This window comes from Novosphingobium sp. FG137 (genome assembly GCF_057809735.1).
In genome coordinates this window covers 896,911-920,227 of sequence record NZ_JBMDKN010000001.1, presented here as the reverse complement: position 1 = coordinate 920,227, position 23,317 = coordinate 896,911, and the positions used below count along the sequence as shown (strand labels likewise).

At 65.4% G+C, this 23,317-nt stretch carries 15 protein-coding genes; 10 read left to right on the top strand and 5 right to left on the bottom strand.

The genetic code is table 11. From position 1 onward, the window contains the following. Window positions 1-31 precede the first annotated feature (31 nt). Entirely contained in the window at window positions 32-988 is a 957-nt protein-coding gene (locus ACODS2_RS04170) for an acyl-CoA dehydrogenase family protein (RefSeq protein WP_488997691.1), read from the bottom strand. Next, window positions 988-2,127 (bottom strand): acyl-CoA dehydrogenase family protein, encoded by a 1,140-nt coding sequence (locus tag ACODS2_RS04165; RefSeq protein ID WP_488997690.1) that lies wholly within the window; start codon window positions 2,125-2,127, stop codon window positions 988-990. Before ACODS2_RS04165 ends, ACODS2_RS04170 begins: the two co-directional genes overlap by 1 nt. 88 nt (window positions 2,128-2,215) lie before the next feature. On the opposite strand from ACODS2_RS04165, the gene ACODS2_RS04160 reads away from it, so the two are divergent. The 3 genes from ACODS2_RS04160 to ACODS2_RS04150 all read left to right on the top strand — a co-directional run bounded on the left by ACODS2_RS04160 (window position 2,216) and on the right by ACODS2_RS04150 (window position 6,265). After that, a complete protein-coding gene (locus ACODS2_RS04160; RefSeq protein ID WP_298173537.1) occupies window positions 2,216-3,022 on the top strand; it encodes a crotonase/enoyl-CoA hydratase family protein in 807 nt (268 codons plus the stop codon). 146 nt (window positions 3,023-3,168) lie between these two features. Beyond that, window positions 3,169-4,047, top strand: a complete 879-nt coding sequence (thiL, locus tag ACODS2_RS04155; RefSeq protein ID WP_488997689.1) for a thiamine-phosphate kinase — start codon at window positions 3,169-3,171, stop codon at window positions 4,045-4,047. Between the two features lie 112 nt (window positions 4,048-4,159). Beyond that, entirely contained in the window at window positions 4,160-6,265 is a 2,106-nt protein-coding gene (locus tag ACODS2_RS04150; RefSeq protein ID WP_488997688.1) for a sodium-translocating pyrophosphatase, read from the top strand. A gap of 70 nt (window positions 6,266-6,335) precedes the next feature. On the opposite strand, the gene ACODS2_RS04145 is transcribed toward ACODS2_RS04150, so the two are convergent. Next, the gene (locus tag ACODS2_RS04145) at window positions 6,336-7,235 is read right to left on the bottom strand and encodes a LysR family transcriptional regulator (RefSeq protein WP_488997687.1); all 900 of its coding nucleotides are present in this window, start codon (window positions 7,233-7,235) and stop codon (window positions 6,336-6,338) included. A 139-nt stretch (window positions 7,236-7,374) separates the two neighbouring features. Between ACODS2_RS04145 and bdcA the strand changes: the two genes are divergently transcribed. From bdcA to ACODS2_RS04120, 5 genes are all read left to right on the top strand, one after another. After that, window positions 7,375-8,088 (top strand): SDR family oxidoreductase, encoded by a 714-nt coding sequence (bdcA, locus tag ACODS2_RS04140; RefSeq protein WP_488997686.1) that lies wholly within the window; start codon window positions 7,375-7,377, stop codon window positions 8,086-8,088. 262 nt (window positions 8,089-8,350) lie between these two features. Then, the gene (locus tag ACODS2_RS04135) at window positions 8,351-8,758 is read left to right on the top strand and encodes a glycine zipper 2TM domain-containing protein (protein WP_488997685.1); all 408 of its coding nucleotides are present in this window, start codon (window positions 8,351-8,353) and stop codon (window positions 8,756-8,758) included. Between the two features lie 77 nt (window positions 8,759-8,835). Next, a complete protein-coding gene (locus ACODS2_RS04130) occupies window positions 8,836-9,606 on the top strand; it encodes an SH3 domain-containing protein (RefSeq protein WP_488997684.1) in 771 nt (256 codons plus the stop codon). Between the two features lie 152 nt (window positions 9,607-9,758). Then, the gene (locus tag ACODS2_RS04125) at window positions 9,759-9,950 is read left to right on the top strand and encodes a Thivi_2564 family membrane protein (RefSeq protein ID WP_488997683.1); all 192 of its coding nucleotides are present in this window, start codon (window positions 9,759-9,761) and stop codon (window positions 9,948-9,950) included. Between the two features lie 245 nt (window positions 9,951-10,195). Then, on the top strand, window positions 10,196-14,473 hold the full coding sequence (locus tag ACODS2_RS04120; protein ID WP_488997682.1) for a chemotaxis protein CheB: 4,278 nt from the start codon (window positions 10,196-10,198) through the stop codon (window positions 14,471-14,473). A 67-nt stretch (window positions 14,474-14,540) separates the two neighbouring features. Here ACODS2_RS04120 and ACODS2_RS04115 read toward each other — a convergent pair whose 3' ends face one another. Next, window positions 14,541-15,656 (bottom strand): OmpA family protein, encoded by a 1,116-nt coding sequence (locus tag ACODS2_RS04115; RefSeq protein WP_488997681.1) that lies wholly within the window; start codon window positions 15,654-15,656, stop codon window positions 14,541-14,543. Window positions 15,657-16,334: 678 nt separating this feature from the next. Here ACODS2_RS04115 and ACODS2_RS04110 point away from each other — a divergent pair. Continuing rightward, a complete protein-coding gene (locus ACODS2_RS04110; RefSeq protein ID WP_488997680.1) occupies window positions 16,335-17,300 on the top strand; it encodes a helix-turn-helix domain-containing protein in 966 nt (321 codons plus the stop codon). Between the two features lie 160 nt (window positions 17,301-17,460). Further along, a complete protein-coding gene (locus tag ACODS2_RS04105) occupies window positions 17,461-20,631 on the top strand; it encodes a hypothetical protein (protein ID WP_488997679.1) in 3,171 nt (1,056 codons plus the stop codon). A 427-nt stretch (window positions 20,632-21,058) separates the two neighbouring features. On the opposite strand, the gene ACODS2_RS04100 is transcribed toward ACODS2_RS04105, so the two are convergent. Next, window positions 21,059-23,296: an AAA family ATPase gene (locus ACODS2_RS04100; RefSeq protein ID WP_488997678.1), complete on the bottom strand. Its 2,238-nt coding sequence runs from the start codon at window positions 23,294-23,296 to the stop codon at window positions 21,059-21,061. Window positions 23,297-23,317 lie beyond the last annotated feature (21 nt).

Sequence of the window (23,317 nt, the reverse complement as noted above, 5' to 3'; positions counted from 1 at the left end):
AGACTGGCTTACCAGACAGCCCCGCCCCCGATCACCCCACCAGCCGGTCCGTCCGCGCCGCCATTTCGCGCCACAGGCCGTGCCCGCCCAGCCCGGCCACGCGCCGGCCCAGCCGCTCGGCCCAGAAGGCATCGCCGCCGAATTCGCTGCGCCAGCCCATCAGGCGGCGGGTCAGGTGGTTGAGGGCGTATTCGATGGTGAAGCCGATGGCGCCGTGCATGCGGTGCGCGATGGGCACCGCGCGGTCCACGGCGATCCCCATGCGCAGCTTGGCCGCCGTGATCTCGAAGCTGGCGTGACCATAATCGAGCGCCGCCGCGCAGGCTGCGGCTGAGGCATCGACCGCCGCGGCTTCCTCGGAAAACTCGGCCATCGCCTGCTGCACCGCCTGAAACTTCGCTAGCGCGCGGCCGAACTGGACGCGGGTGTTCACGTGATCGATGGCGAGCGTGAACGCCGCCTCCAGCGCGCCCGAAGCCTGCGCGACGCGGGCAAACGCGCCCAGCGCCAGCAGATCGACGTCGCACGCTGCCGTAGCCGCTGCTGCGCCGGTGAAGCTCACGGCATCCCAAGGCTCACCCGCAGGCGAAAGCCCTTCGTCAAAGCTGCAGGCATCGGCGTGATAGAGCGAGAGCGTGCCGCCCTCCACATGCACAACCGCCGCGGCATGGCGGCCATAAGGCACCCGCTGCCCCGGAGCGGCGATGGAAATCAGGCCATCAGGCGCCGCAATCCCCGCCTTCGCCAGCAGGTAGTGCGCGATCACCGGCTCGGCAAGCGGCGCGGCCAGCGCGTTGAGGCCCGCAAGCCGCAGCACGGCGAGCACATCGCCCCAGTCCCCGCCAAAGCCGCCCGTATCCTCGGGCACCAGCAACGTGGAGAACCCCGCCTCGGCCACTTGCGGCCATGCCACATCGAAAGGCTTGCCCGCCAGATCGGCGAACAGGCCGGCTGCCATGTCGGTCAGCAGTGTACGGTTGTCGCTCATCAGCGCAGTCCCAATCCCTTGGCGATAATCCCGCGCAGCACTTCGGGCGTGCCGCCGCGCAGCGAAAAGCTCGGGCTCGCCACCAGAATCCAGGTCAGCAGGCGCGAAAGATCGCTCTTGCCCGCAAGATCCGCGTTCACAGCCGCCTGCACCATGCGCGGCAGCGCCTGTTCGTAGGCATTGCCGAGGTCCTTGACGATGGCCGCCTCTACTACCGGATCCTCGCCCGCCGCCAGCTTGGCGATGGTGGACATCGACATTTGCCGCAGCGTCCACATCTCCGCTGTCAGCCGCCCGATCAGCTGCGCGGTCGGCGCATCAGGCTCAGGCCCCATGGCGTCTATCAGCGCGACGAGCAACATGTGGCTGGAGAGATAGCGCTCCGGCCCCGAGCGTTCGAGCGCGAGTTCGGCGACAACCTGCTTCCAGCCGTTGCCTTCGACGCCCACCAGCGCATCGTGCGGCAGGAGGACGTCCTCGAACCAGATCTCGTTGAAGTGGTGCGTGCCGGTCATGTCGATGATCGGGCGGATCGTGATCCCCGGCGTATCAAGGTCGATCATCATCTGCGAAAGGCCGGTGTGGCGCTCGCTGCCCTCTTCGGTGCGCAGCAGGGTAAGCGCGGCGTGGCTGCGATGCGCGCCGCTGGTCCACACCTTCTGGCCATTGATGCGCCAGCCCTCGTTGGTCTTCTTGGCCGAAGTGCGCACGCTGGCAAGGTCCGATCCCGAGCCGGGTTCGGAGAGGCCGATGCAGGCATAGATCTCGCCGCGCGCCATGCCGGGCAGATACTTTTCGCGCTGCGCCTCGGTGCCATAGCGCAGGAGGAGCGGGCCGGTCTGGCGGTCGGCGATCCAGTGCAGCCCCGCCGGGGCGCCTGCCGCCAGCAGTTCTTCCAGCACGACATAGCGTTCGAGCATCGTACGCTCGTGCCCGCCATATTGCTTGGGCCAGGTCATGCCGAGGAGGCCGGCGGCGCCCAGCGCCTTCGAAAATTCCTCGTCGAAGCTGAACCAGCAATTGGCGCGCAGCTCGACTGGCCACTTGGCCTCATGCTGCGCCACAAGGTCGCGAACCTGTTGGCGCAGGGCGGGAATGTCCCCCTCGGGGAGGAACGGATGGAGCGGGAATATTTGCATCGGCTCCGTCACTATGGCAGCGCGCGGGCCATCGCAATCGCAAGATTGCTAGTGTCACAGCCCAGAGGGGCAAATCGGGAGAGCCACCATGACCACCCCATTCCTCCACGAAGAGCGCCGTGGGCGCGTCGCCATCCTGACCATGGACCGCGCCGAATCAATGAACGCCATCGGCACGCTGGAAGATTGCGACAACATCGTCGACACGTTCTTCCGCCTCGCCAACGACCGCTCGGTCAGCGCCATCGTGCTGACTGGTGCGGGCCGCGCCTTCTGCACCGGCGGCAACATCAAGGGCATCCGCGACCGGCAGGGCATCGGCCCGCTCGACCAGCCCGATTCGACCGCCGCGAACTACCGCCGGGGCGTGCAACGCGCGACCCGCGCGATGCTCGATTGCGAAGTGCCGATGATCGCCGCGATCAACGGCCACGCCATCGGCCTCGGCCTCGATCTGGCCTGCGTGTGCGATCTGCGCCTTGCCGCCGATACCGCGAAGATGGCCGCCAGCTTCATCAAGGTCGGCATCATCCCCGGCGATGGCGGCGCGTGGACGCTGCAGAAGATCATCGGTTATTCGAAGGCTGCCGAACTCTTCCTCACGGGCCGCACGTTCGATGCGGCCTATGCGCAAAGCATCGGGCTTGTCGGCGATGTGGTGCCGGCGGACCAGCTGCTGGAAAAGGCCGTCGCGCTCGCCGAGGAAATCGCCGCCAACAGCCCCCGCGCGCTGCGCCTCACCAAGCGCCTGCTGCGCGAGGCCCAGCATGGCCGCGCGGGCGACGTGCTCGAGCTTTCGGCTGCGTTCCAGGCCATCGTGCATGAAACGGCGGACCACAAGGAAGCGGTCAACGCGATTCTGGAAAAGCGCGCACCGGTGTTTACGGGGGACTGAGGGCGGGTGCGCAGCTGCCCATGCCCTCCCGCCCCAATCCCCGCTCACCCTGAGCCTGTCGAAGGGTGTGGCCGCACGCGCCGCGCTAGCATGCTTCGACAAGCTCAGCATGAGCGGGGTTGGGTTGGAACATGTAAGGGGCAAGCATGACCCCCGAAGCCGCCTTTATCGCCGCGCTGCGAGGCCTCGCCTCGCACCCTGCAGCGCGCGGCCTTGCCGATGATTGTGCGGTGCTGGAGGTGGGCGGGGAAACCCTCATCCTCACCCACGACATGATGGTCGAGGGCGTGCACTGGCTCCCCGGACAAGACCCGGCAGACGTCGCTTGGAAGCTCCTCGCCACCAACCTTTCGGACCTTGCCGCAAAGGGCGCCGAGCCGCTCGGCGTGCTGCTGGGCTATACGCTCGCCGCCGAGAACACCCGTTTTGCCGAGGGTCTGGGCGAGGCGCTGGCGCATTTCGGCGTGCCGCTGCTGGGCGGGGATACCGTGCGAGGGACCGGGGCGCAGTCGCTGGGCCTCACCGCGCTGGGCCTCGCCACGCATCGGCCTGTCCCCTCGCGCAGCGGCGCACAGGCCGGAGACGGCATCTGGATCACCGGCCCCGTCGGCGCGGCCATGCTGGGGTTCGAGGCGCTCTCCGCCGGTAACACATCAGCCGACACATCTGCTTACCGCCGCCCCCTGCCCCGGCTTGTCGAAGGCCGCGCGCTGTCGCCGCTCGTCACCGCGATGATGGACGTCTCGGACGGGCTGCTCCTCGATGCGAGCCGCATGGCTGCGGCGAGCGCGGCGACATTTGCGCTCGATCCGACCCTCATACCCCTCCCCGCCGACCTGCCGCCCGAACGCGCCCGCGACGCGCTGAGTTGGGGGGATGACTACGAGCTGCTGTTCACCCTTCCCGCGGGCACCGCGCCGCCCTGCCGGGCGCATCGCATCGGTATCGTCCTGCCCCTCAGGACCGCACCTCTGCTCCTCGGCGACACTCCGCCGGAAGGCCCCCTCGGCTACGAACATTGCTGAAAAATCACACCTAAAGGCTTGCGGCATGAAAATTATGCACTAGCCTCCCGCCCCGACCCGCGAACGACGGGTACCGGCCGAAAAAGGCCGGTCAATAAAGGGGGTGTCTGTTGTGAGTTTAACCTTAACCGCAATCGTATTGGGGGTCGTGGCCATCATCTATGGCTTCGTCACCAGCCAGCAGGTGCTCGGCGCACCGGCCGGCAATGCCAAGATGCAGGAAATCGCTGCCGCCATCCAGGAAGGCGCGCAAGCCTACCTGAAGCGCCAGTATACCACGATCGCCATCGTCGGCGTGATCATGGCCGTCATCGTCGCTGCCGCGCTCGGCCCGATCTCGGCCGCAGGCTTTGTCATCGGTGCCGTCCTCTCGGGCGTCGCGGGCTTCATCGGCATGAACATTTCGGTTCGTGCCAACGTGCGCACCGCTGCCGCCGCGCAGACGGGCCTTCAGGCCGGCCTCACGCTCGCCTTCCGCGCGGGCGCGATCACCGGCATGCTTGTCGCTGGTCTTGCGCTGCTCGCGATTGCGGGCCTGTTCTGGTATCTCACTGGCCCCGGCGGCTACAGCGTCGGCGGTGAAGACCGCACCGTGGTCCTCGCCCTCACCGGCCTCGCGTTCGGCGCGTCGCTCATCTCGATCTTCGCGCGCCTCGGCGGCGGTATCTTCACCAAGGCCGCAGACGTCGGCGCCGATCTCGTCGGCAAGGTCGAAGCAGGGATCCCCGAAGATGACCCACGCAACCCCGCCGTGATCGCAGACAACGTGGGCGACAACGTCGGCGATTGCGCCGGCATGGCCGCCGACTTGTTCGAGACCTATGTCGTCACCGTCGGCGCGACGATGATCCTCACCGCGCTCCTGCTCAAGAACGCCAGCAACCTGATCGATCTCATGGCGATGCCGCTGCTCATCGGCGGCGTCTGCATCGTCACCTCGATCATCGGCACTTATTTCGTCCGTCTCGGCGGCGGCAAGAACATCATGGGCGCGATGTACAAGGGCTTCCTGGTCACCGCCGTGCTCTCCGTCCCCGCCATCTGGTGGGCGATCAGCCACTCGCTGGGCGGCGATATGGAAGCGCCCATCGGCGATCAGGCCTATACGGGCCGCATCCTGTTCTATTGCGCTTTCCTCGGTCTCGTCATCACCGGCGTGATCATCTGGATCACGGAATACTACACCGGCACCAACTACCGCCCGGTCCGCTCCATCGCCAAGGCCTCCGAAACCGGCCACGGCACCAACGTGATCCAGGGCCTCGCCATCAGCCTTGAATCGACTGCCATGCCCACGCTCGTGATCTGCGCGGGCATCATCATCGCCTTCAAGCTCGCCGGCCTCATGGGCATTGCCTATGCTGCTACCGCGATGCTGGCGCTGGCCGGCATGGTCGTCGCGCTGGACGCTTACGGACCGGTTACCGACAACGCCGGCGGCATCGCCGAAATGGCCGGTCTCGACGATTCCGTCCGCGAAAAGACCGACGCACTCGATGCGGTGGGCAACACCACCAAGGCCGTCACCAAGGGCTATGCCATCGGCTCGGCAGGCCTTGCCGCGCTGGTGCTCTTCGCCACCTACACGACCGACCTCAGAGAGTTCTTCCCCGATCTCAACGTGTCGTTCAGCCTCGAAAACCCCTACGTCATCGTCGGCCTCCTGCTCGGCGCGCTCCTGCCCTACCTCTTCGGGGCCATGGGCATGACCGCGGTGGGCCGCGCCGCTGGCGACGTGGTGAAGGACGTGCGCGACCAGTTCCGCGAAAACCCCGGCATCATGACCTACGATGTGAAGCCGGACTACGCGCGGACCGTCGATCTCGTCACCAAGGCCGCGATCAAGGAAATGATCATCCCGTCGCTGCTGCCGGTGCTCGCACCGATCGTGGTGTACTTCGTGATCGCCGCCGTCGCCGGCCCGGCCAACGGCTTCGCCGCGCTGGGCGCCCTGCTCCTCGGCGTGATCGTCTCCGGCCTCTTCGTCGCCATCTCGATGACCTCGGGCGGCGGCGCATGGGACAACGCCAAGAAGTATATCGAAGACGGCAACCACGGCGGCAAGGGCAGCGAAGCCCACAAGGCTGCCGTCACCGGTGACACGGTCGGCGATCCCTACAAGGACACCGCGGGCCCCGCCGTTAACCCGATGATCAAGATCACCAACATCGTCGCCCTGCTGCTGCTCGCAGCGCTGGCAACGCACGCTGGCCATTGAGCCAACACTGATCTGAAAAGCCTCGAAGCCCCTCCCTCACCGGAGGGGCTTTTTTTGTGCCAGACTGCGGTCAGGTCGCTTCCCAGTAGGGCGGATCGCCGAAGGTGCGGCGCAGGCAATCGCCCAGCGCTCGAATTTTGGCCGATGCGCCATGATCACGCGGATAAGTGAGGAACAATTCGGCCCCTTCCGCCGGCCAGCCGGGGTTCACTTCAACCAGCGCGCCGCGTCGCAGTTCCTCGTGGACGAAGAAAGTGGGCAGCAGGGCAAGGCCCAGACCGGCAAGCGCGGCATCGCGCATCACCAGCCCGTTGTTGACCCTGAGCGCCGGACGCGGGCGGACCACCGTCCAGCCGTGCCCCGTGGCAAAGCGCCAGTCGCCGGTGCGGTTGGCGTAGAGGATGCCGCGATGCGCCTCGAGATCGGTGAGGTTTGCGGGCACGCCATGCTCTGCCAGATAGTCCGGCGCGGCCACCAGCAGGCGGCGGCTGGAGGCCAGCCGCCGCGCGATCAGCCGTCCGTCGCCAATCGCACCATGGCGCAGCACGGCATCAAACCCGCCCGTCGCCGCATCGACAAAGGCATCATCAAGCTCCAGCGAGAGCTCGATATCGGGGTGGTCCTGAAGAAAGCGGGCCAGCGCCGGCCCGAGGTGCAGGGTGCCGAAGCCAACCGGCGCGGAAAGCCTGAGCGGCCCGGCGAGCTTGCCGCTGGTCGCATCGAGTTCCGAGGCGGCGGCTTCCATCTCGCGCAGGATGCGCTGGGCGCGGGGCAGAAAGGTCTCGCCGCTGTTGGTGAGCGCAAGGCGGCGTGTCGAGCGCTGGATCAGCGTCGCGCCCAGCGTGCGCTCCAGCTCGGCCAGCCGCTCGCTGACCACCGACTTGGCGAGGCCCAGCCGCCGCGCCGCCGCGCTGATCGAGCCTGCATCGACCGTGGTGACGAACGCGGCAACGCCATCGAGCTTCATCATCGTTCGGCTATTCCGTCAGCAAGAACCCGGATCGGGCGGCTAGTGCGAACGATGCCTCATCGGCATCTTCAGGTCCAGCAGAGGGGCCACGCAGACCGGATGTCCGGTCGCTCCGCCCCCCACAACAAGGAGACTGACCATGACTGATCTTGCCGCAAAGAACGTCCTCATCCTCGGCGGCAGCCGGGGCATCGGCGCCGCGATCGTGCGCCGCTTCGCCGCGAGCGGTGCCGCCACCGCCTTTACCTATGCCGGATCGCGCGATGCCGCCGAAGCGCTGGCCGCCGAAACCGGTACCGAGGCAATCCAGGCCAACAGCGCCGACCGCGACGCGCTGGCCGCCACGATCGCCAGCCGTGGGCCGCTCGATGTGCTGGTGATCAACGCCGGCACCCTCGTGATGGGTGATCCACTGACGCTTGATCCGGACGCCATCGACCACATGATCGACGTCAACATCCGCGCGCCCTACCACGCTGCGGTGGAAGCCGCGCGGCGCATGAACGACAACGGGCGCATCATCGTGATCGGCTCGGTCAATGGCGACCGGATGCCCTTCGCGGGCGGCGCGGCCTATGCCATGACCAAGTCTGCCGTGCAGGGCATGGTGCGCGGCCTCGCGCGTGATTTCGGGGATCGCGGCATCACCGTCAACAGCATCCAGCCGGGGCCGACCGATAGCGACATGAACCCGGCCGAAGGGCCCATGGCCGCGACGATGCACAGCTTCATGGCGATCAAGCGCCACGCCCGGCCCGACGAGATTGCCGAACTGACTGCCTATCTCGCCGGCCCCCACAGCGCGATGATCACCGGATCGTTGCAGACCATCGACGGCGGCTTCGGCGCCTGAACGGAAGAAAATCCTGCCATGTCACGAACGGGGTGCCTGCAACGGTGCCCCGTTTTCGCATGGCGCGCCGCAGGGAACCTCACGCTTCGCTTGCGGAATGTACGTGCGGGCGAACGGCTTGCAGCGGCGCTTGCAGAGCGCCGCGTGGGTAGTTTCCGATCCTGTCGCGCTGGCGGGAGGCTTCTAAGTTTGATGGGTCCCATGTGACGTCCGGTCGGTGCAGCCCGCTCCGTCCGGCTCGCTGCACAAGGAAGCACAGCCCATGCGTACAATCCTGATGGCCATCGCCGCCTCCGGCCTCCTCGCCGGATGCGCCCAATATGGCGGCCCCGAACCCATGAACTCGCAGTGGAGCAACTACGACTACAACCGTCCAGATCCGAGCTACGGCGGCTATGAGGCCGATCGCTACTACCGCAAGGATTCCAGCCGCTATCGCGAACGGCGGATGGACAACAACGAGCGGATCTATCGCGGAAACGACGGACGCTATTATTGCCGCCGCTCCGATGGAACCACTGGCCTTGTGATCGGCGCAATTGGCGGCGGAGTGCTGGGCAACGTGATCGCTCCCGGCGGGTCCGAAGCGCTCGGCACCGTGCTTGGCGCCGTTGTCGGCGGCGTTGCTGGCCGCCAGATCGATCGTGGGCGCAATGTCCGCTGCCGCTGATCGGCCCCGGCAGCGCGGCGCGTAAAGCCGCCGCGCTGCCCACTTCTGCCTCACAGACCATGAAGGGAGCCCTGTTGATGCGCTCGATCCTCACTCTGGCAGCGCTGGTTGCCGCCGCCCTGCCGCTGACCGGTGCCACGGCGCAAACCATGCGCGGCTACACCGCCGTTTCAACGCGGCTCTATTCCGGCCCGCTGCGCGATTATCCCACCGTGCGCACGGTGCGCCGCGGCACGATGGTCAACGTGCACGGCTGCCTGCGTGACTGGACCTGGTGCGATGTCACCTACCGGGCCAATCGCGGCTGGATCGCGGGCGAAGCCCTGCGCATCCAGCATGATGGCCGCCGACGCGGCGTCGGGGCCAACATGGGCGTGGATGTAACCACGTTTGCATTCGGCTCCTATTGGGACAACCACTATCGCGGCCGGCCGTTCTATGGCCAGCGCGAGCGGTGGCAGTCGCAATACGACAATGCTTATCGCCCGGAATGGGGCGAGCGCGAGCAGCGCCGGGACTGGGACTCCGATCGCAATCGCGGACGAAGGCATGATCGGCGGCGGACCGAAGGCCAGCATGGCCAGGATCTTCACGGCGATAACCGGCAAATCGAGGAACAACCGCGCCGCACCCGCGAGGGTGAGGACCGACGCGGCGCTCCGGACATGTCGCGGTACAGCGCAGAGCCCTACCGGTTTCCCGAACATGGCAGCAGCGCCGCGCAGCCTGATCGCCAAATGGGGCCCAGCGCCGGGCCGAACAACTACAATGGTGGCAGTGCCCGCGCTGCACAGGGCCCAGATCAGGCCTCCACCTCAGCCGAGGCTGCGAGGCAGCCCCAATACTGACTGCGTCTTGGCTCGATAGTGCCTCCCCTCCCGCAAAATCGAGCCAAGTCACACGGGAGCGTGCCGGAACCTATGCTGCGGCGAAGTTCCGGCACGCTCTTGCCAATCACCACGGGCCCTGATTGCAGGGCACCTTGCGAGAGTATCACGTCATGTCATTGATCAATCTCATCGTCGTTCTGATCGTGGTCGGGGTCATTCTTTGGCTGATCAACAATTACCTGCCGATGGACGGCAAGATCAAATCCATCCTCAACGTGGTTGTGGTCATCGCGGTAGTCCTGTGGTTGCTGCAGGCGTTCGGCCTGCTCACCTCGCTGGGTGCGATCCGCGTCGGCGGCTGAACGCTGCCGCGCCGGGTAAGAGAATCGGAGCCATCGGCCAACCGGCCGGTGGCTTCGTCATTTGCGATGGGGTGGGTGCTGACGAAGTGTGTTAGGCACTGTCATCACGAGAGGCACGAAATGACGCAGAGAGTATACGGCCAGAGCCTCCAGTGCAGGAGGCCTGCCGCCTCGTTCCTGCAGTGGTAAACCCGCCGCGCACTGCAAGCCGACCACCACAGAGGAAAGACCTGCCACCGCGCGCGGTGCTCCCGATCATCGCGATCGGCGCTTCGGCGGGCGGGCTTGAGGCAACCTCGCGCCTGTTCGATGCGCTGCCTGCGGCGACCGGCATGGCCTTCATTGTCGTCCAGCACCTCGATCCGCACCATAAGAGCCTGATGGTCGAACTGCTGGCCGAACACACTGCGATGCCGGTGGTCGAAGCCGTGCATGGCCGGCCACTCGCGCCCGATCACGTCTATGTCATCCCCCCCGGCCGCTACCTTTCGGTGCGTGCAGGAACCTTGCGCCTTTCCGCGCCCGAGGCCGGACATGGCGCGCGCTTGCCACTGGACTGGCTGATCCGCTCGCTCGCCGCCTCGTGCGGGAGCCAAAGCGCTGCCGTCATCCTGTCCGGCACCGGCGGCGATGGCAGCCGCAGCATCCCCGCGCTACATGCGGCAGGCGGGATAATCCTGGCCCAGAACCCGGCCGAGGCCGAGCATCCGGGCATGCCGCAGGCGGCGCTCGATACCGCGCTCGTCAATGCGGTGCTTCCACTGGCCGCGATGCCCGAAGTGCTGATCGCCTTTGCCGCGCGCGTCACCCGCCCAGGCTTCGTCACCACCACAGCTCCGGCGCTCGAAACGGCAGCCGGCCTTGCCGCGATCCTCGCAGCGCTCAAGCACACGACCGGGCAGGACTTCAGCCACTACAAGCCCGGGACGATCACCCGGCGGATCGCGCGGCGCATGGCGCTGCTGTCGATGACCGCAGGCGACATGGCGGCATACGCCGAGCGGCTGCGCAGCGATGCAGAAGAGTGCGCGCTGCTCGCGAGCGACCTCCTCATCAATGTGACCAGCTTCTTCCGGGACCCCAAAGTCTTCGAAAGTTTCGAGACCGAGATCCTGCCCGAGCTGATCGAGCGGCTGGAGCCCGGGCAGGCGCTGCGCATCTGGGTGGCCGGCTGCAGCACTGGCGAGGAAGCCTATTCGATCGCGATGGCCTGCCACGATGCGCTCGTCGGCGTGCGGCGCGATCTCAAGCTGCAGATATTCGCCTCCGACCTCGACCCCGATGCCATCGCTGCCGCGCGCGAAGGGCTCTATTCGCACGATATCGCTGCGGTGGTCCCGGCTGAGCGGTTGGCGCGCTACTTCACCGAGGAGGATACCGGCTACCGAGTCGTCCCGGCGCTGCGCCACCATGTCGTGTTCTCGGTGCAGGACGTGCTCAGCGATCCGCCGTTCTCGCGCCTCGATCTCATCTCCTGCCGCAACCTGCTGATCTACCTTGATGCGGCGGCGCAGGGCCGGATCATTTCACTGTTCCATTTCGCGCTCAAGGAAGGCGGCTTCCTCCTGCTTGGCACAGCGGAGACGATCGCCAAGCCCGACCCCCGCTTCGCGCCGGTGGTCCGCGCCGAATGCTGCTACCGCCACGTCGCGCGGACTCGACCGGGTGAGCCGGGTTTTCCCCTGAGCTTTGATGGCAAGCTGCCCATGCTGGCCGCCGCCGGAAACGAATCGCCCGCTGTGCGCCGCAGCCTCGCGGAGATCTGCAGCCGGGCCGTGCTCGCCAATCACGCACCTGCTGCGGTGCTCGTCAACCAGCAGAGCGAATGCCTGTTCTCGATGGGGCCGACGCACCGGTTTCTTCGGGTGACGCCCGGGTATCCCACGCAGAATCTGCTCGGCATGGCCTCTCCTACCCTGAGAACGCGGCTGCGCCACGCGATCCGGCGTGTCAGCCGCGATGAGCCACGCGTCGATGGCGGCACCGCGAGACTGACGATCGATGGCGCGCAGGTCGACCTCGCCATCACCGTCGAACTGCTGCTTGATACTGCGGAACAGCTGATCCTCGTCTGCTTTGCCGAACGGCCGGCGGCCAACGGTGCCCCGCACGCAGACCTCGCCCCGGAGCAGGCCAGCCGCATCGCCGAACTCGAACGCGAGTTGGTCGATGCGCACGCCGAGTTGCAGGCCGCGATCCACGAGCGCGAGATCGCGGGCCAGGAGCAGAAGGCGATCAACGAGGAGGCGCTCTCGGTAAACGAGGAGTTCCAGTCGACCAACGAGGAGCTGCTCACCTCGAAGGAGGAGTTGCAATCGCTCAACGAGGAACTGACCGCGCTCAACAGCCAGTTGCAGGAAACGCTCGACCGCCAGCGGCTCGCCTCGGACGATCTCCAGAACGTGCTGTTCAGCACCAATGTCGGCACGATGTTCCTCGATGCGGCATTGCGCATCCGACTGTTCACCCCGGCGATCAGTCCGCTCTATAACGTGATCGCCAGCGATGTCGGGCGGCCTCTGGCAGACCTCCGGCCGATTGCCGATGATCCCGAACTTCTCGCCGATGCGCAGCGCGTGCTCGACAACGAGGCGACGATCGAGCGCGAGGTGCATGCCCCCGGCGATACCTGGTACGTGCGCCGCATCTTCCCCTACCGGGCGCACGACAGCCGCATCGAAGGCGTGGTGATCACCTTTGCCGATATCACCGATCGCAAGCACGTCACCTCGGCGCTGGAGGAAGCCAAGCTCGAGGCCGAGCGCGCCAATGCCGCCAAGTCGCGCTTCCTGGCTGCGGCGAGCCACGATCTGCGCCAGCCGCTGCAGGCGCTTGCGTTGCTCAAGGACTTCCTTGCCCCCAACGTCACCGGCGAACGCGCGGCCGAACTCATGGCGCGCTTCGACAAGACGCTCGGTGCGCTTTCCGGCATGCTCGACGTGCTGCTCAACATCAGCCAGATCGAGGCGGGCGCGGTGCAGCCCGAGACCGTGGTGTTCCCGGCGGGCGAGATGCTGGGCCGTCTGCACGGCGAATTCCTCGCGGTCACCGAAGCGCGCGATCTCTCGCTGCGCTTCATGCCAAGCTCTGCCTGGATCGAAAGCGATCCGCGCCTGCTCGAGCAGATGGTGCGAAATCTCCTCGGCAATGCGGTCAAGTACACGCGCACCGGGCGCATCCTGCTGGGCTGTCGGCGGCGTGGTGAGACCTTGCGCATCGAGGTGTGGGATACCGGCATCGGCATCGAGGCCTCGCAGCTCGACAGCATCTTCGAGGAATTCCACCAGGTCGACAATCCCGCGCGCGAGAGCGGGCTCGGGCTCGGGCTTGGCCTCTCTATCGTGCGCCGGCTGGGGCGGCTGCTGCGCCATCCCGTCGATGTCCGTTCGGTGCCGGGGCGCGGATCGGTCTTCGCGATCACTGTCCCCTTGCGCAAAGGCGCGACCCACCTGCCTCCAGTGCCCCCGCGTGAACCGGTGCCCGAACCCGGATCCGATCTGATCGCGCGTCCCTCGGCGATCATGGTGGTCGAGGATGATCCCGATCTGCTCGATCTCGTCGCACAGCTGCTGCGTGACAACGGCCACATGGTAAGCTGTGCCGCCGATGGGACGGAGGCGCTGCGATTGGTCTCAGGTGGTGCGATCCGCCCCGATATCCTGCTGACCGACTACAACCTGCCTTCAGGCCAGAGCGGGGTGGACCTGCTCATGGCGCTCAGATCGCGGCTGCACCGCCCGCTCCCCGCCATCGTGCTCACCGGCGATATCTCCACCGCCGCGCGCGACAGCATTGCCGAGGCGGACTGCATCCATCTCAAGAAACCGGTGAACCCGGCCGCGCTGCTGCGCGCGGTGGAATCGCTATGCCCGCCAGCACAAGCCCCGGTCGTCGCCTTGCCTCCGGGGCACACCCCGCAAGTCGTGCCGGTAACCTATGTGATCGACGACGAGCCACATGTCTGCGAAGCGATCCGCGATTTGCTCACCGCGCATGGCCGCGAAGTTCAGGACTTCACCAGTGCCGAGGACTTCCTCGCGGTCTACCGCGCGGGGCGTCCGGGGTGCCTGCTGGTCGATGCGCATCTGCCGGGGCTGAGCGGCATCGGCCTGCTGGGCGAACTGCGCGCGCGGGGCGATCACTTGCCGGTCATCCTCATCACCGGCGATGGCGACATCGGCCTTGCGGTGGCGGCGATGCGTGCCGGTGCCTGCGATTTCATCACCAAGCCGGTGGGGCGCGATGCGCTGATGGAGAGCATCGACCGCGCCGCCGAGCAGTCGCACACGATCCGCATCGCCGATGTCGCGCAGGCCGAAGCGGCAGCGTGCTTTGCCGCGCTCACCACGCGGCAGAAGGAAGTGATGGAAATGGTCCTTGCGGGCGAGCCCAGCAAGAATATCGCGGCGGACCTCGGCATCAGCCAGCGCACGGTCGAGAACCACCGCGCCGAAATCATGCACCGCATGGGCGTGCGTTCGCTGCCCGAACTCGCCCGCAAGGTCCTGATGATCGAAAGCTGATCCCCGCCCGGCGGAACGGCCAATGGGGCCGGCATTGCTGCCGGCCCCATGTCCGCAACCTGTGCGATCAGAAGCCCGAACCCGGACCGTAGCTGATCTCCACGCGGCGGTTCTGCACTTCGCGCACACCGTCTGCCGTGGGCACCCGCTGGTTGGTCTCGCCAAACGCCTGGCTGGTGATCGCGCTGGCAGCGATGCCGTGCCCGGTCAGGTAGCTCTGCACGGCGCTGTCGCGGCGTGACGAGAGGCCGAGGTTGTACTTCGAGGAGCCCGAACTGTCGGTGTGGCCGGCAAGCATGACGGCGACATTGGAGCAGTTGCCGTACGCCTGCACCGCGTTGTCCAGCACGCTGGCCGCTTCGGGCGAGATGTCCGACATGTCCCAATCGAAGAACACGATGAACGGGCCGCGGTTGCAGGTAACCACCGGCGGCGGGGGCGGCGGGGGCGGAGGAGGCGGCGCCATCATCGGCGGCGGGGGCGGCGGCGGAGCAGCCTCGGGTTCCGGTTCGACGGCGGGGCCGCCGAAGCTGAACGTGAGCGTTGCCAGCAACGAATGCGAACGCAAGTCGGCCTTGCGCGAGAAGCCATCGGCGGCGAGGAACGTGTCGGCACCGTCGGGGCGGAAGTAGCGGTATTTCACGCCGAAATCGACATTGCGGCCAAGCGGCACCGTCAGCCCGGCGAGCGCCTGCCAGGCAAAGCCATGCGCGCGATCGTTGAGCGAAACCGCGCCGGGCAGGTTCTCCGCGAGCCGCGTCCGGGCATAGCCGACACCGCCGCCGGCATAGGCCTTGATCCCGCCCCAATGGCCGAGACCGACGAGCGCGTTGGCCATGCCGGCCCAAGTGCTGGTCTCGCCGGAGAGATTGCCATTCGAGGTGTATTCGCCATTCGGCAGCGGGGTTCCGACCGGGCGCGTCTGGGTGCGCAGTTTCGAACGGGCATAAAACCCTTCCGCCTCAAGCCGGAAATGGCCGAAGTCATAACCGATCGCGCCGCCGGCTTCCCAGCCGGTCTTGAACCGATCCGTGTGCTCATAGCCGCCTGGGCCACTGACATCCGAGCGCTGCTGCTTTACCGCGCCACCTTCCAAGGTGATGTAGGGCCCGGCATCGGAGGCATAGGCGCTAGTGCCGAGCGCACTGGTGGCCAGCATCAGGCCGACGAGAATTTTCCTCATGAAGTATCCGTTCTTTTTTGGTGAAGCCGCAAGATGCGGCCACGAGGTAAGAGGGGGAGCAGGATCGGCGGCGGCCTGACGCCGAACAGGTCCGGCAGCCCGGCAGAGGCGGGGCGGCTCGAATAACCTGGCCGTGGCGATCGGGTCTTCTAGGGTTAGGGACGCGGGCCATCGCCAACGTCGAACGGCGTGTAGTCCGCCAGCGCGGCCGGGCACAGCTTCGGAATATACCCATGGTGGGGCAGCCAGCCCTGCGGACGAGGGTCAGGCGGAAGCCTCTGGCTACAAGTGGTCAAGGGATGGCAAACAGCGCACGATCGTACTCGGTGCTTTGGCATCGGTGAGTACCGCGAATGCAGTCAAGGGCCAGAGCATACCCCGAATTGTTCGACGGCGGAGAACAGGATAGCAGTATCGTCGTGAAGCATGTTATGGATCTTCTAACGAACTTCCGTAAAAATTGCATTATCTATGTAATTAAATTGCTAATTGTTTTGTCTATTCATCCCCAAATTTTTCATAAATTTTCTAAAGAGGCGCGAGAACATCAAGTGCCGACGGACTTTTAGAGAATAAAGTTAAGTCAATGATTCATGGTAACTTTCCGCAATGATTGACACTCATGGGGGCGCTTGATATCTTCAGAATCGGGGATTGGGGCGGGCAACCGAACAGCGTGTGATCGAGTTTTCTACCGACGTATTGCGGCCGCAGGACCGGTATCCTTTCTGGCGGGATCTGGTCGGCAACAACTTCCAGGAGGCTGATCTTAGTCTGCAACGGGATGACCGGTTGCGCTTTTCCGGCTCGATGGTCATGCGCCACTATGGCGATTTCGAAATCGTCGAGAGCCGATCGACTGCGCACGAAACAATCCAGAGCAAGAATTTTGTCAGCCACGTCGATGACAATTACCTGTGGGTCTATCAGCAACTGGAATCGCGCGAAGTCGCGCTGTTCGACACGGTTGACGACATTCACCTCTCGCCGGGTGACATGTATATCTATCATCCGGTGCTGCCCTCCCGGCTGAAGCCGCTCGATCAATTGCCCTCACGCACGCGGCTGTACCGCTTTCACAAGCGCCATCTCGCCAGCATCGGCGGGAAACTGCCCGATTATGTGCCCACCCGCAAAGTCTCCGGAGAAGGCGGCGCGGCGCGTCTGCTCACAGCCTATCTCGGAACACTGGCAAGCGAATTGCCCGGGCTGGACAGCTTTGCCGCCGACATGGCGCTCAATGCCTTCTACGGGCTGGTCGCTGCCGCCTATGGCGCGGTGGACGGCAATGGTGAGCCGATCTCGACCGCTGTCGAACGCGGGCGGTTCAATCTGGCGCGCAAGCTGATCGATCGTCATTCCAGCAATCCAGCGTTGTCGGCAGCCATAGTGGCAGAGAACATGCGCTTGTCGGAGCGGACACTGCAGCGCGCATTTGAACTGCACGGCGACAGCTTCACGACGTGCCTGCGCCGCACCCGGCTCAACAAATGCAAGCGCGCACTGCGTGATCCTGCAGCAGCCGGACAGCTGATCTCGACGATTGCCTATGCCAACGGGTTTGACTCGCTGGCGACCTTCAACCGCCAGTTCCAGCAGGCCTTCGGCCTGACCCCGCGCGAATGGCGACAGGGCGAAGGCTGATCCCTTCCGAAAAATGCCCATGGCGGAGAATGAGCAATGATTGGCGCAGGCTGAGGAGAACTCCCCTTGGCCAGCGATAGACTGTCCCCGGAAGTGATGAGCACCGGCCCCGGCTGAAGACAACAAGGCGCGGCGGCCAAGAACCGGGGGATCTTGTGTCATGAACCGCACCAATCGTTTTTCGCGAACCCTTCTCCTGTCGAGCGCCAGCATGGCCGCGATCCTTGGCGTGGCCGGCGCGGCGCAAGGTCAGGTCGTGGGCACATCACCGCCGCCGGCAAGCGGAGTCTGCGCAGCCAATGCGGATCTCCAGACCCTCGTCTGCGGAACGGGAGCGAGCGTCAGCACCACACCGCCCGCACCCGTGCCCACGCAGGCGACGGCAATCGGCCACTCGGCCCACGCCTTCAACGCGGATACCACCGCCATTGGTGCCAATAGCGAGGCGACCGGCACGGAATCGTCAGCGCTGGGCAGCGGTGCGAGCGCCACCGGAGATCAGACGATTGCGGTCGGCTCCGGCGCTGCGGCGTCCAGCGGGCTGGCGACAGTCGTAGGCGTCAACGGCAGCGCATCGGGCACTGAGGCGACGGCCTTGGGCGCCTACGGCAACGCCGCGCAGGACTATTCGACCGCCATCGGCGCGTTCAGCGCGGCAAACGGGCTGAACAGCACGACCACGGGCGCGGAAAGCGTGGCGGAAGGCGCAGATAGCAGCGCGTTCGGCGCGTTCAGCAAGGCGCGCGAGGTCAAGTCCACCGCCGTTGGCAAAGGCGCGCAGGCGCTGGGCGAAAACAGCACTGCCATCGGCGAAGGCGCGGTTGCCAAGAGCGATGGCGGCCCCTCGGACACCGCCGGGCTTTCCACCGCTGTGGGCCAGGGCGCGGCGGCCGATGGCTATCGCAGCACGGCGCTGGGGCAAGGCGCAGTAGCGGGCGAAAGCGCGACTTCCACCGGTCAGGGCAGCACGGCCAGCAGCGCTTCCTCGAGCGCCTATGGCGTGGACAGCCGGGCGACAGCAAATGGCGCATCCGCCTTCGGTGCGGCCAGCACGGCCTCCGGACTGATCAGCACGGCCGTCGGCAATGCCGCTTTTTCAAGCGCAGAAGGGGCCGCCAGCCTTGGCAACAACAGCCGCGCGACGGGGGCCTACAGCACGGCGCTCGGCACGGATGCCGATGCTATGGCCGACGACGCGGTAGCAGTCGGTGCTTTCAGCGCGGCCACCAGTAAGCAGGCGGTCGCGGTCGGCACGGGCGCTGTCGCCACTGGAGAAGCGAGCATCGCCATCGGCGACGGCAGCGAAACCACTCAGGACAAGGCGCTCGCCCTCGGTGCTTCCGCCAAGGCTTCGGGCCTGCTTTCCACCGCGATTGGCGCTGGCGCCAAGGGAGCGGGCAACAATGCGCTGGCGCTGGGCGTGAATGCCGCTGCCAACAGTGCCAACAGCATGGCGCTCGGCAATGGTACCATCGTCTCAGGCACGAACAGCGTTGCGCTCGGCAATGGATCGACGACGGGCCGCAACAATGTCGTCTCAGTCGGCACGAGCGGCGCGGAACGTGCGCTGGTGAACGTTGCCGCCGGCACTTCGGCAACCGATGCGGTCAACCTTGGCCAGCTCGATGCCCGGGTCACGTCTAGCGACGGCGGCAAGGTAACGGTCGGTTACGTTGTTTCGGCCGGCGTCGGCAACACGCTGAGCAGCAAGAACCGCGGGGTGGCGATTGGGGATACGAACGCAAGCACTTTTGGCGTTGCGATTGGCAGTTCAAATTCGGTGAACGGGTTTGGTAGTGCCGCAATCGGTGAAAGCAACAAGGCAGTCGGCTCTGGCTCAGTTGCATTCGGCTATGAATCAAAGGCGCTCGATACGTCGGCAATTGCCATGGGCTGGGCTGCGCAAGCCACTAATCAAGAGTCCATCGCGATCGGTCGCGCGAGCAAGGCCACCAGCTTTCGGAATGTCGCGCTGGGTGCTTTCAGCGAGGCAACCGACGAATTCTCCACAGCCGTCGGCGGGGAAGCGATTGCCAGCGGAGGGGCCAGTTCGTCTTTTGGCAGATTTGCGAAGGCGACCGCGATCGGGAGCGTGGCGATTGGCGCTTACTCTGTCGCAGACGAGGACTACACGGTTTCCTTCGGCAGTGACTCCGTCAACCGAACGCTCACCCACGTCGGCGATGGATTTAACGACTATGATGCTGTTAACATGGGGCAATTGCGTGCTGTGCAATCCAGCACCGATTTCAGGATCGATAACATTATCGACCACATGAATGGTGGAGCAAATCTCAACTTCGGCCAGGGCTCGATCGCCAAGGGCAAAGCTGTTGCGCTTGGCTATCTCAATCAGGCCAATGGCAACGGTGCGGTGGCCATCGGCGATCCAAACATCGCCACGGGCACCGGCGCGGTCGCCATCGGTGCCGACAATACGGCCACCGGAACCGCCGCCGTGGCGCTGGGCAACCTGAGCATTGCCGATGGCGATTCCGCCCTTGCGATCGGCGATCAGGCCAATGCCAGCAAAGCGGGCAACATCGCCATTGGCCAATCGAGCGCTGCCAGCGGCGACCGCAGCCTCGCGCTGGGCGCAACGGCCACCGCCAGCGCCGCCGATTCTGTCGCGATAGGCTATGGCTCAAGCGCGGATCGCGCCAACTCCGTCTCGGTCGGCAGTGCCGCATTGCAGCGCCAGATCACCAATGTTGCTGCGGGCACACAGGACACCGACGCGGTCAATTTCGCGCAGCTCAAGGCCGTGGCAGCCACTGGCAACGCGGCCGCGACAGCTGCCGCGCAAACCACAGCAAACACCGCGCTGACAAACGCGGCCGCGGCGAAGGCGAGCGCCGATGCTGCCGCCGCCGATGCCAACACCGCGCTGGCGCAAAACGTCGTGCAGGATGCCAAGATCGCCAGCGTGGAAGCCGCCAGTACCGTCCATTCGACCCAGATCGCCGCAATCCAGGCCAGGGATGCAGCGCAAGACGCGCGGGCGACCGCAATCGAGGCAGTTACCGCAGCCCAAGGCGCACGCCTGACCGCGCTCGAATCCGGGCTCGGCCGACTGGGCAATCAGGTTGAGACGAATCGCCGCGACGCCAATGGCGGCATCGCTGCGGCGATGGCGATGGGCGGCACGCTGATGCCCGCCGATGCCAGGTTCGCCGTTTCGTTCAACCTCGCCACCTACCGGGGCCAGCAGGGCTTTTCAGGTTCCGCCGTGGTCAAGGCCAGCGACCACGTCTATTTCAATGCGGGTGTGGCCGGATCAACAGTCAAAGGTTCGAGCGGAGGACGGGTCGGCATGACCTTCGCCTGGTAGGCGCGGCCTAGGCCTTGATCGCACAAGGCCGTCATGCGCCTCCTCGCCGGCCGTGCACTTTCAAATCTGGAGGAGGGCAAGCTTCCAACCATCAAGAAAACACTGACAGTTTAAATGGATGAATAGCGGCAGTGGTGCCGGGGACGGAGTCACTCAATAGATATAACTATAATAAAAATAGAGATTAAATTATAAACTGATGCTACCATTTTCCATCAAAAATACCACCAAGTTGAAATCTATACCGGGTTCGATTCCAATATTCGTCGAAATGGCGCTTTTCAACGACGAATGGAGCCATTTTAGACAGCCAGCCTGAACGACGAGGTGGTCTCTGCTGAATCTGACTTCAGTCGTTTCGAAGCCTGCCTCCTTGGGTCATTTCAGCAGCACCGCGTTCATCTCTTAGTCCAGCGTAGTTCCAATCTCAAATCCCCATCTCGAACGGCACCACCTTGGTGATCGTGCGCTCAAGCTCGCGCTTGCTCTCGACATCTTGCGGCCGGGTAATTTCCTGAGGCTTACCTGCCGTCAGCCCCTTCGCGGCTGCGGCGCCTAGCCGCTCCGTCACCTCAAGCGCTGAGGTCTTGTCACCCGGATTGCGGCCGATCCCCATCTCGACCTTGTCACGATTGTCGACGATCAGGGTGAGCTCATCGCGCAGACGGGTAATGGTGACGAGGAAGTTGCGCGCCGAGAGCAGCTTGCGGGTGCGGCTGTCCATGACGGCGATGCCTTTGTCGGAAGTCAGCCCCTGCGCCATGTGGGCGTTGAGCGCGTAGTCCAGATCGATCCGCGCCAGCATCGGATCGCCCGCCTCGAGCTTCTGGTCCATCCCGGTCGATGTCCGCACCGTCAGGCCGTTGTCCGCAATCGCAGTAATCGTTGCCCGGTCGGCATTGATCAGACCGCGCTGATGGTCGTTGGCGGTCCAGCGGATCGTATCGCGGGTGTAGACCGTCAGCACCTTCCGCTCGTGAAGCTGGAGTGCCTGATTGTCCCCCTTAGCCCCCATGCGAGACGGCAGAAACGTTCGCAGATGGCCACCGTTGTCCCTCAGCTCGACTGTAACCTTGGCGGCATCCACCTTCAGAACATCATAGCGCCCCTTTGCCAGGTTATGCCGGGACTGCCGCGTGGCCACCTCCAGCACCATGCCCGGCGCGTAGGTCCGCGCGTGCCGTAGCTCCTCGCGCGTCGCGTTGACGCGTGAGAGCACGGTGAGGGTCATATTGTCTGGCCCGATTTCGCCATTTGCGGCGAGCCCGGTCTGCACGGCCGCGTTGACCTCGTCGCGCAGCTGGCGCCCGGAGACATAGATTCCCGTTCGCTCCCGCTCGGCAGGAGGAAGCGTCAGCCAGCGCTCTGCCGCGACGATGGCGCTGTCTTCGCCAACCTCGACGATGTGACCCTTAAGATGCTCCATCACCTCGCCGGTGCGCCCCTGCTGCGCCGCGGCCTGGGCAAGCTTCAGCATCTCGGATCGCGCGCGGAGGTTTGTCTCCATCCGCGCCGTCTCAGTGCCGGCTGCAAGCGCCAGCGCAAAGGGCTTACCCGCCTCGACCGCACCAAGCTGCGTGGGATCACCCATCAGAACGAGGCGGTCGACCTCGAGCAGATTGGCAAGCCTGGCAAATCTATCCTGATCGCGGATCGAGACCATCGAGGCCTCATCGAGCACCAGCACGGCATCCCGATACGCGGCCCGCGCTTCGGCCATTCCCGCTTTGCCCGGAGTGCCGTCAAGCAATGTCCGGTGCTGCCCCAGGAACCGGTGCACAGTCATCGACGGGATCCCGGTATCCCGCTCCAGCATGCGCACCAGCGTATTCTGCACGCCAAGCCCGATCACGCGCTTGCCATGCTCGGCAAGGATCTGGGCGGTGGGGCGGAGCAGACTGGATTTGCCGACACCCGCCACGCCCTGCACGGCAACAATGCGGTTCGTCGATGACAGGATGATCCGCCCCGCCGCTTCCTGCCCGGCATTAAGCCTCATCCCGAAGTTCAGACTGGCCGAGGCCTGCAGCTGAGGGCCCGCTTCAGCCATCTCGATGATCGGAGTGGCGCCGCCTTTGCCCTTCTCGATCTCGGCGAGCATGCGGCTTTCCAGCGCGACGGCGTCGGTGGTGGTGAGCCAGCCCTGCATGGCACCGCGCCCCTTACTGAGTGCGCCCTGATCAGCCAGCTGACCGATGCGTTTCTCGATCAGCGGCATGGTTGTCGGCAGGCCAAGATCAAGCGCAGCCTTGGCGAGATCGGTCGCTTTGAAGGCTTCTTCCCGCTCCGAGAGATGCCGCACAGCTGAGGCAACAGCATGGGCAGCGGCGATCTCCTGCGCAGGCCGCAGATGGATGCGCGCGGGGACCAGAGGGTCCCCTTCCCTGATCCCCAGACGTTCCGCCAGTTCGAGCACCATGACCTTGCCACGCTGCGCGATCGAGGGACGATCTTGGGACGCCTTTCGGTCGGCGATGACCATCGCATTCGACCGCTCCCGTGCATCACGGACTATGCCGACGAGGTCGAGACCAAGCCCCCAGGCACGCTCTTGCCATTGCTCGAGCAAGGCATCGCGATCGATGCCCTGTTCCTTCGCCGAGCGCGTCGCCAGCGTGGCGATCACACCTGCCTCAAGCCCGCTGCCACGTCGTGCTTCGAGCACTTCCTGCCGCCGCGTGGAGAA

Excerpts from the sequence above, each read along its gene's own strand:
- bdcA (WP_488997686.1), top strand. The coding sequence starts at position 7,375 with ATGACTGATCTTGCCGCAAAGAACGTCCTCATCCTCGGCGGCAGCCGG.
- ACODS2_RS04165 (WP_488997690.1), bottom strand. The coding sequence starts at position 2,127 with ATGCAAATATTCCCGCTCCATCCGTTCCTCCCCGAGGGGGACATTCCC.
- ACODS2_RS04125 (WP_488997683.1), top strand. The coding sequence starts at position 9,759 with ATGTCATTGATCAATCTCATCGTCGTTCTGATCGTGGTCGGGGTCATT.
- ACODS2_RS04170 (WP_488997691.1), bottom strand. The coding sequence starts at position 988 with ATGAGCGACAACCGTACACTGCTGACCGACATGGCAGCCGGCCTGTTC.
- ACODS2_RS04105 (WP_488997679.1), top strand. The coding sequence starts at position 17,461 with ATGAACCGCACCAATCGTTTTTCGCGAACCCTTCTCCTGTCGAGCGCC.
- ACODS2_RS04115 (WP_488997681.1), bottom strand. The coding sequence starts at position 15,656 with ATGAGGAAAATTCTCGTCGGCCTGATGCTGGCCACCAGTGCGCTCGGC.
- ACODS2_RS04160 (WP_298173537.1), top strand. The coding sequence starts at position 2,216 with ATGACCACCCCATTCCTCCACGAAGAGCGCCGTGGGCGCGTCGCCATC.
- ACODS2_RS04130 (WP_488997684.1), top strand. The coding sequence starts at position 8,836 with ATGCGCTCGATCCTCACTCTGGCAGCGCTGGTTGCCGCCGCCCTGCCG.
- thiL (WP_488997689.1), top strand. The coding sequence starts at position 3,169 with ATGACCCCCGAAGCCGCCTTTATCGCCGCGCTGCGAGGCCTCGCCTCG.
- ACODS2_RS04145 (WP_488997687.1), bottom strand. The coding sequence starts at position 7,235 with ATGATGAAGCTCGATGGCGTTGCCGCGTTCGTCACCACGGTCGATGCA.
- ACODS2_RS04135 (WP_488997685.1), top strand. The coding sequence starts at position 8,351 with ATGCGTACAATCCTGATGGCCATCGCCGCCTCCGGCCTCCTCGCCGGA.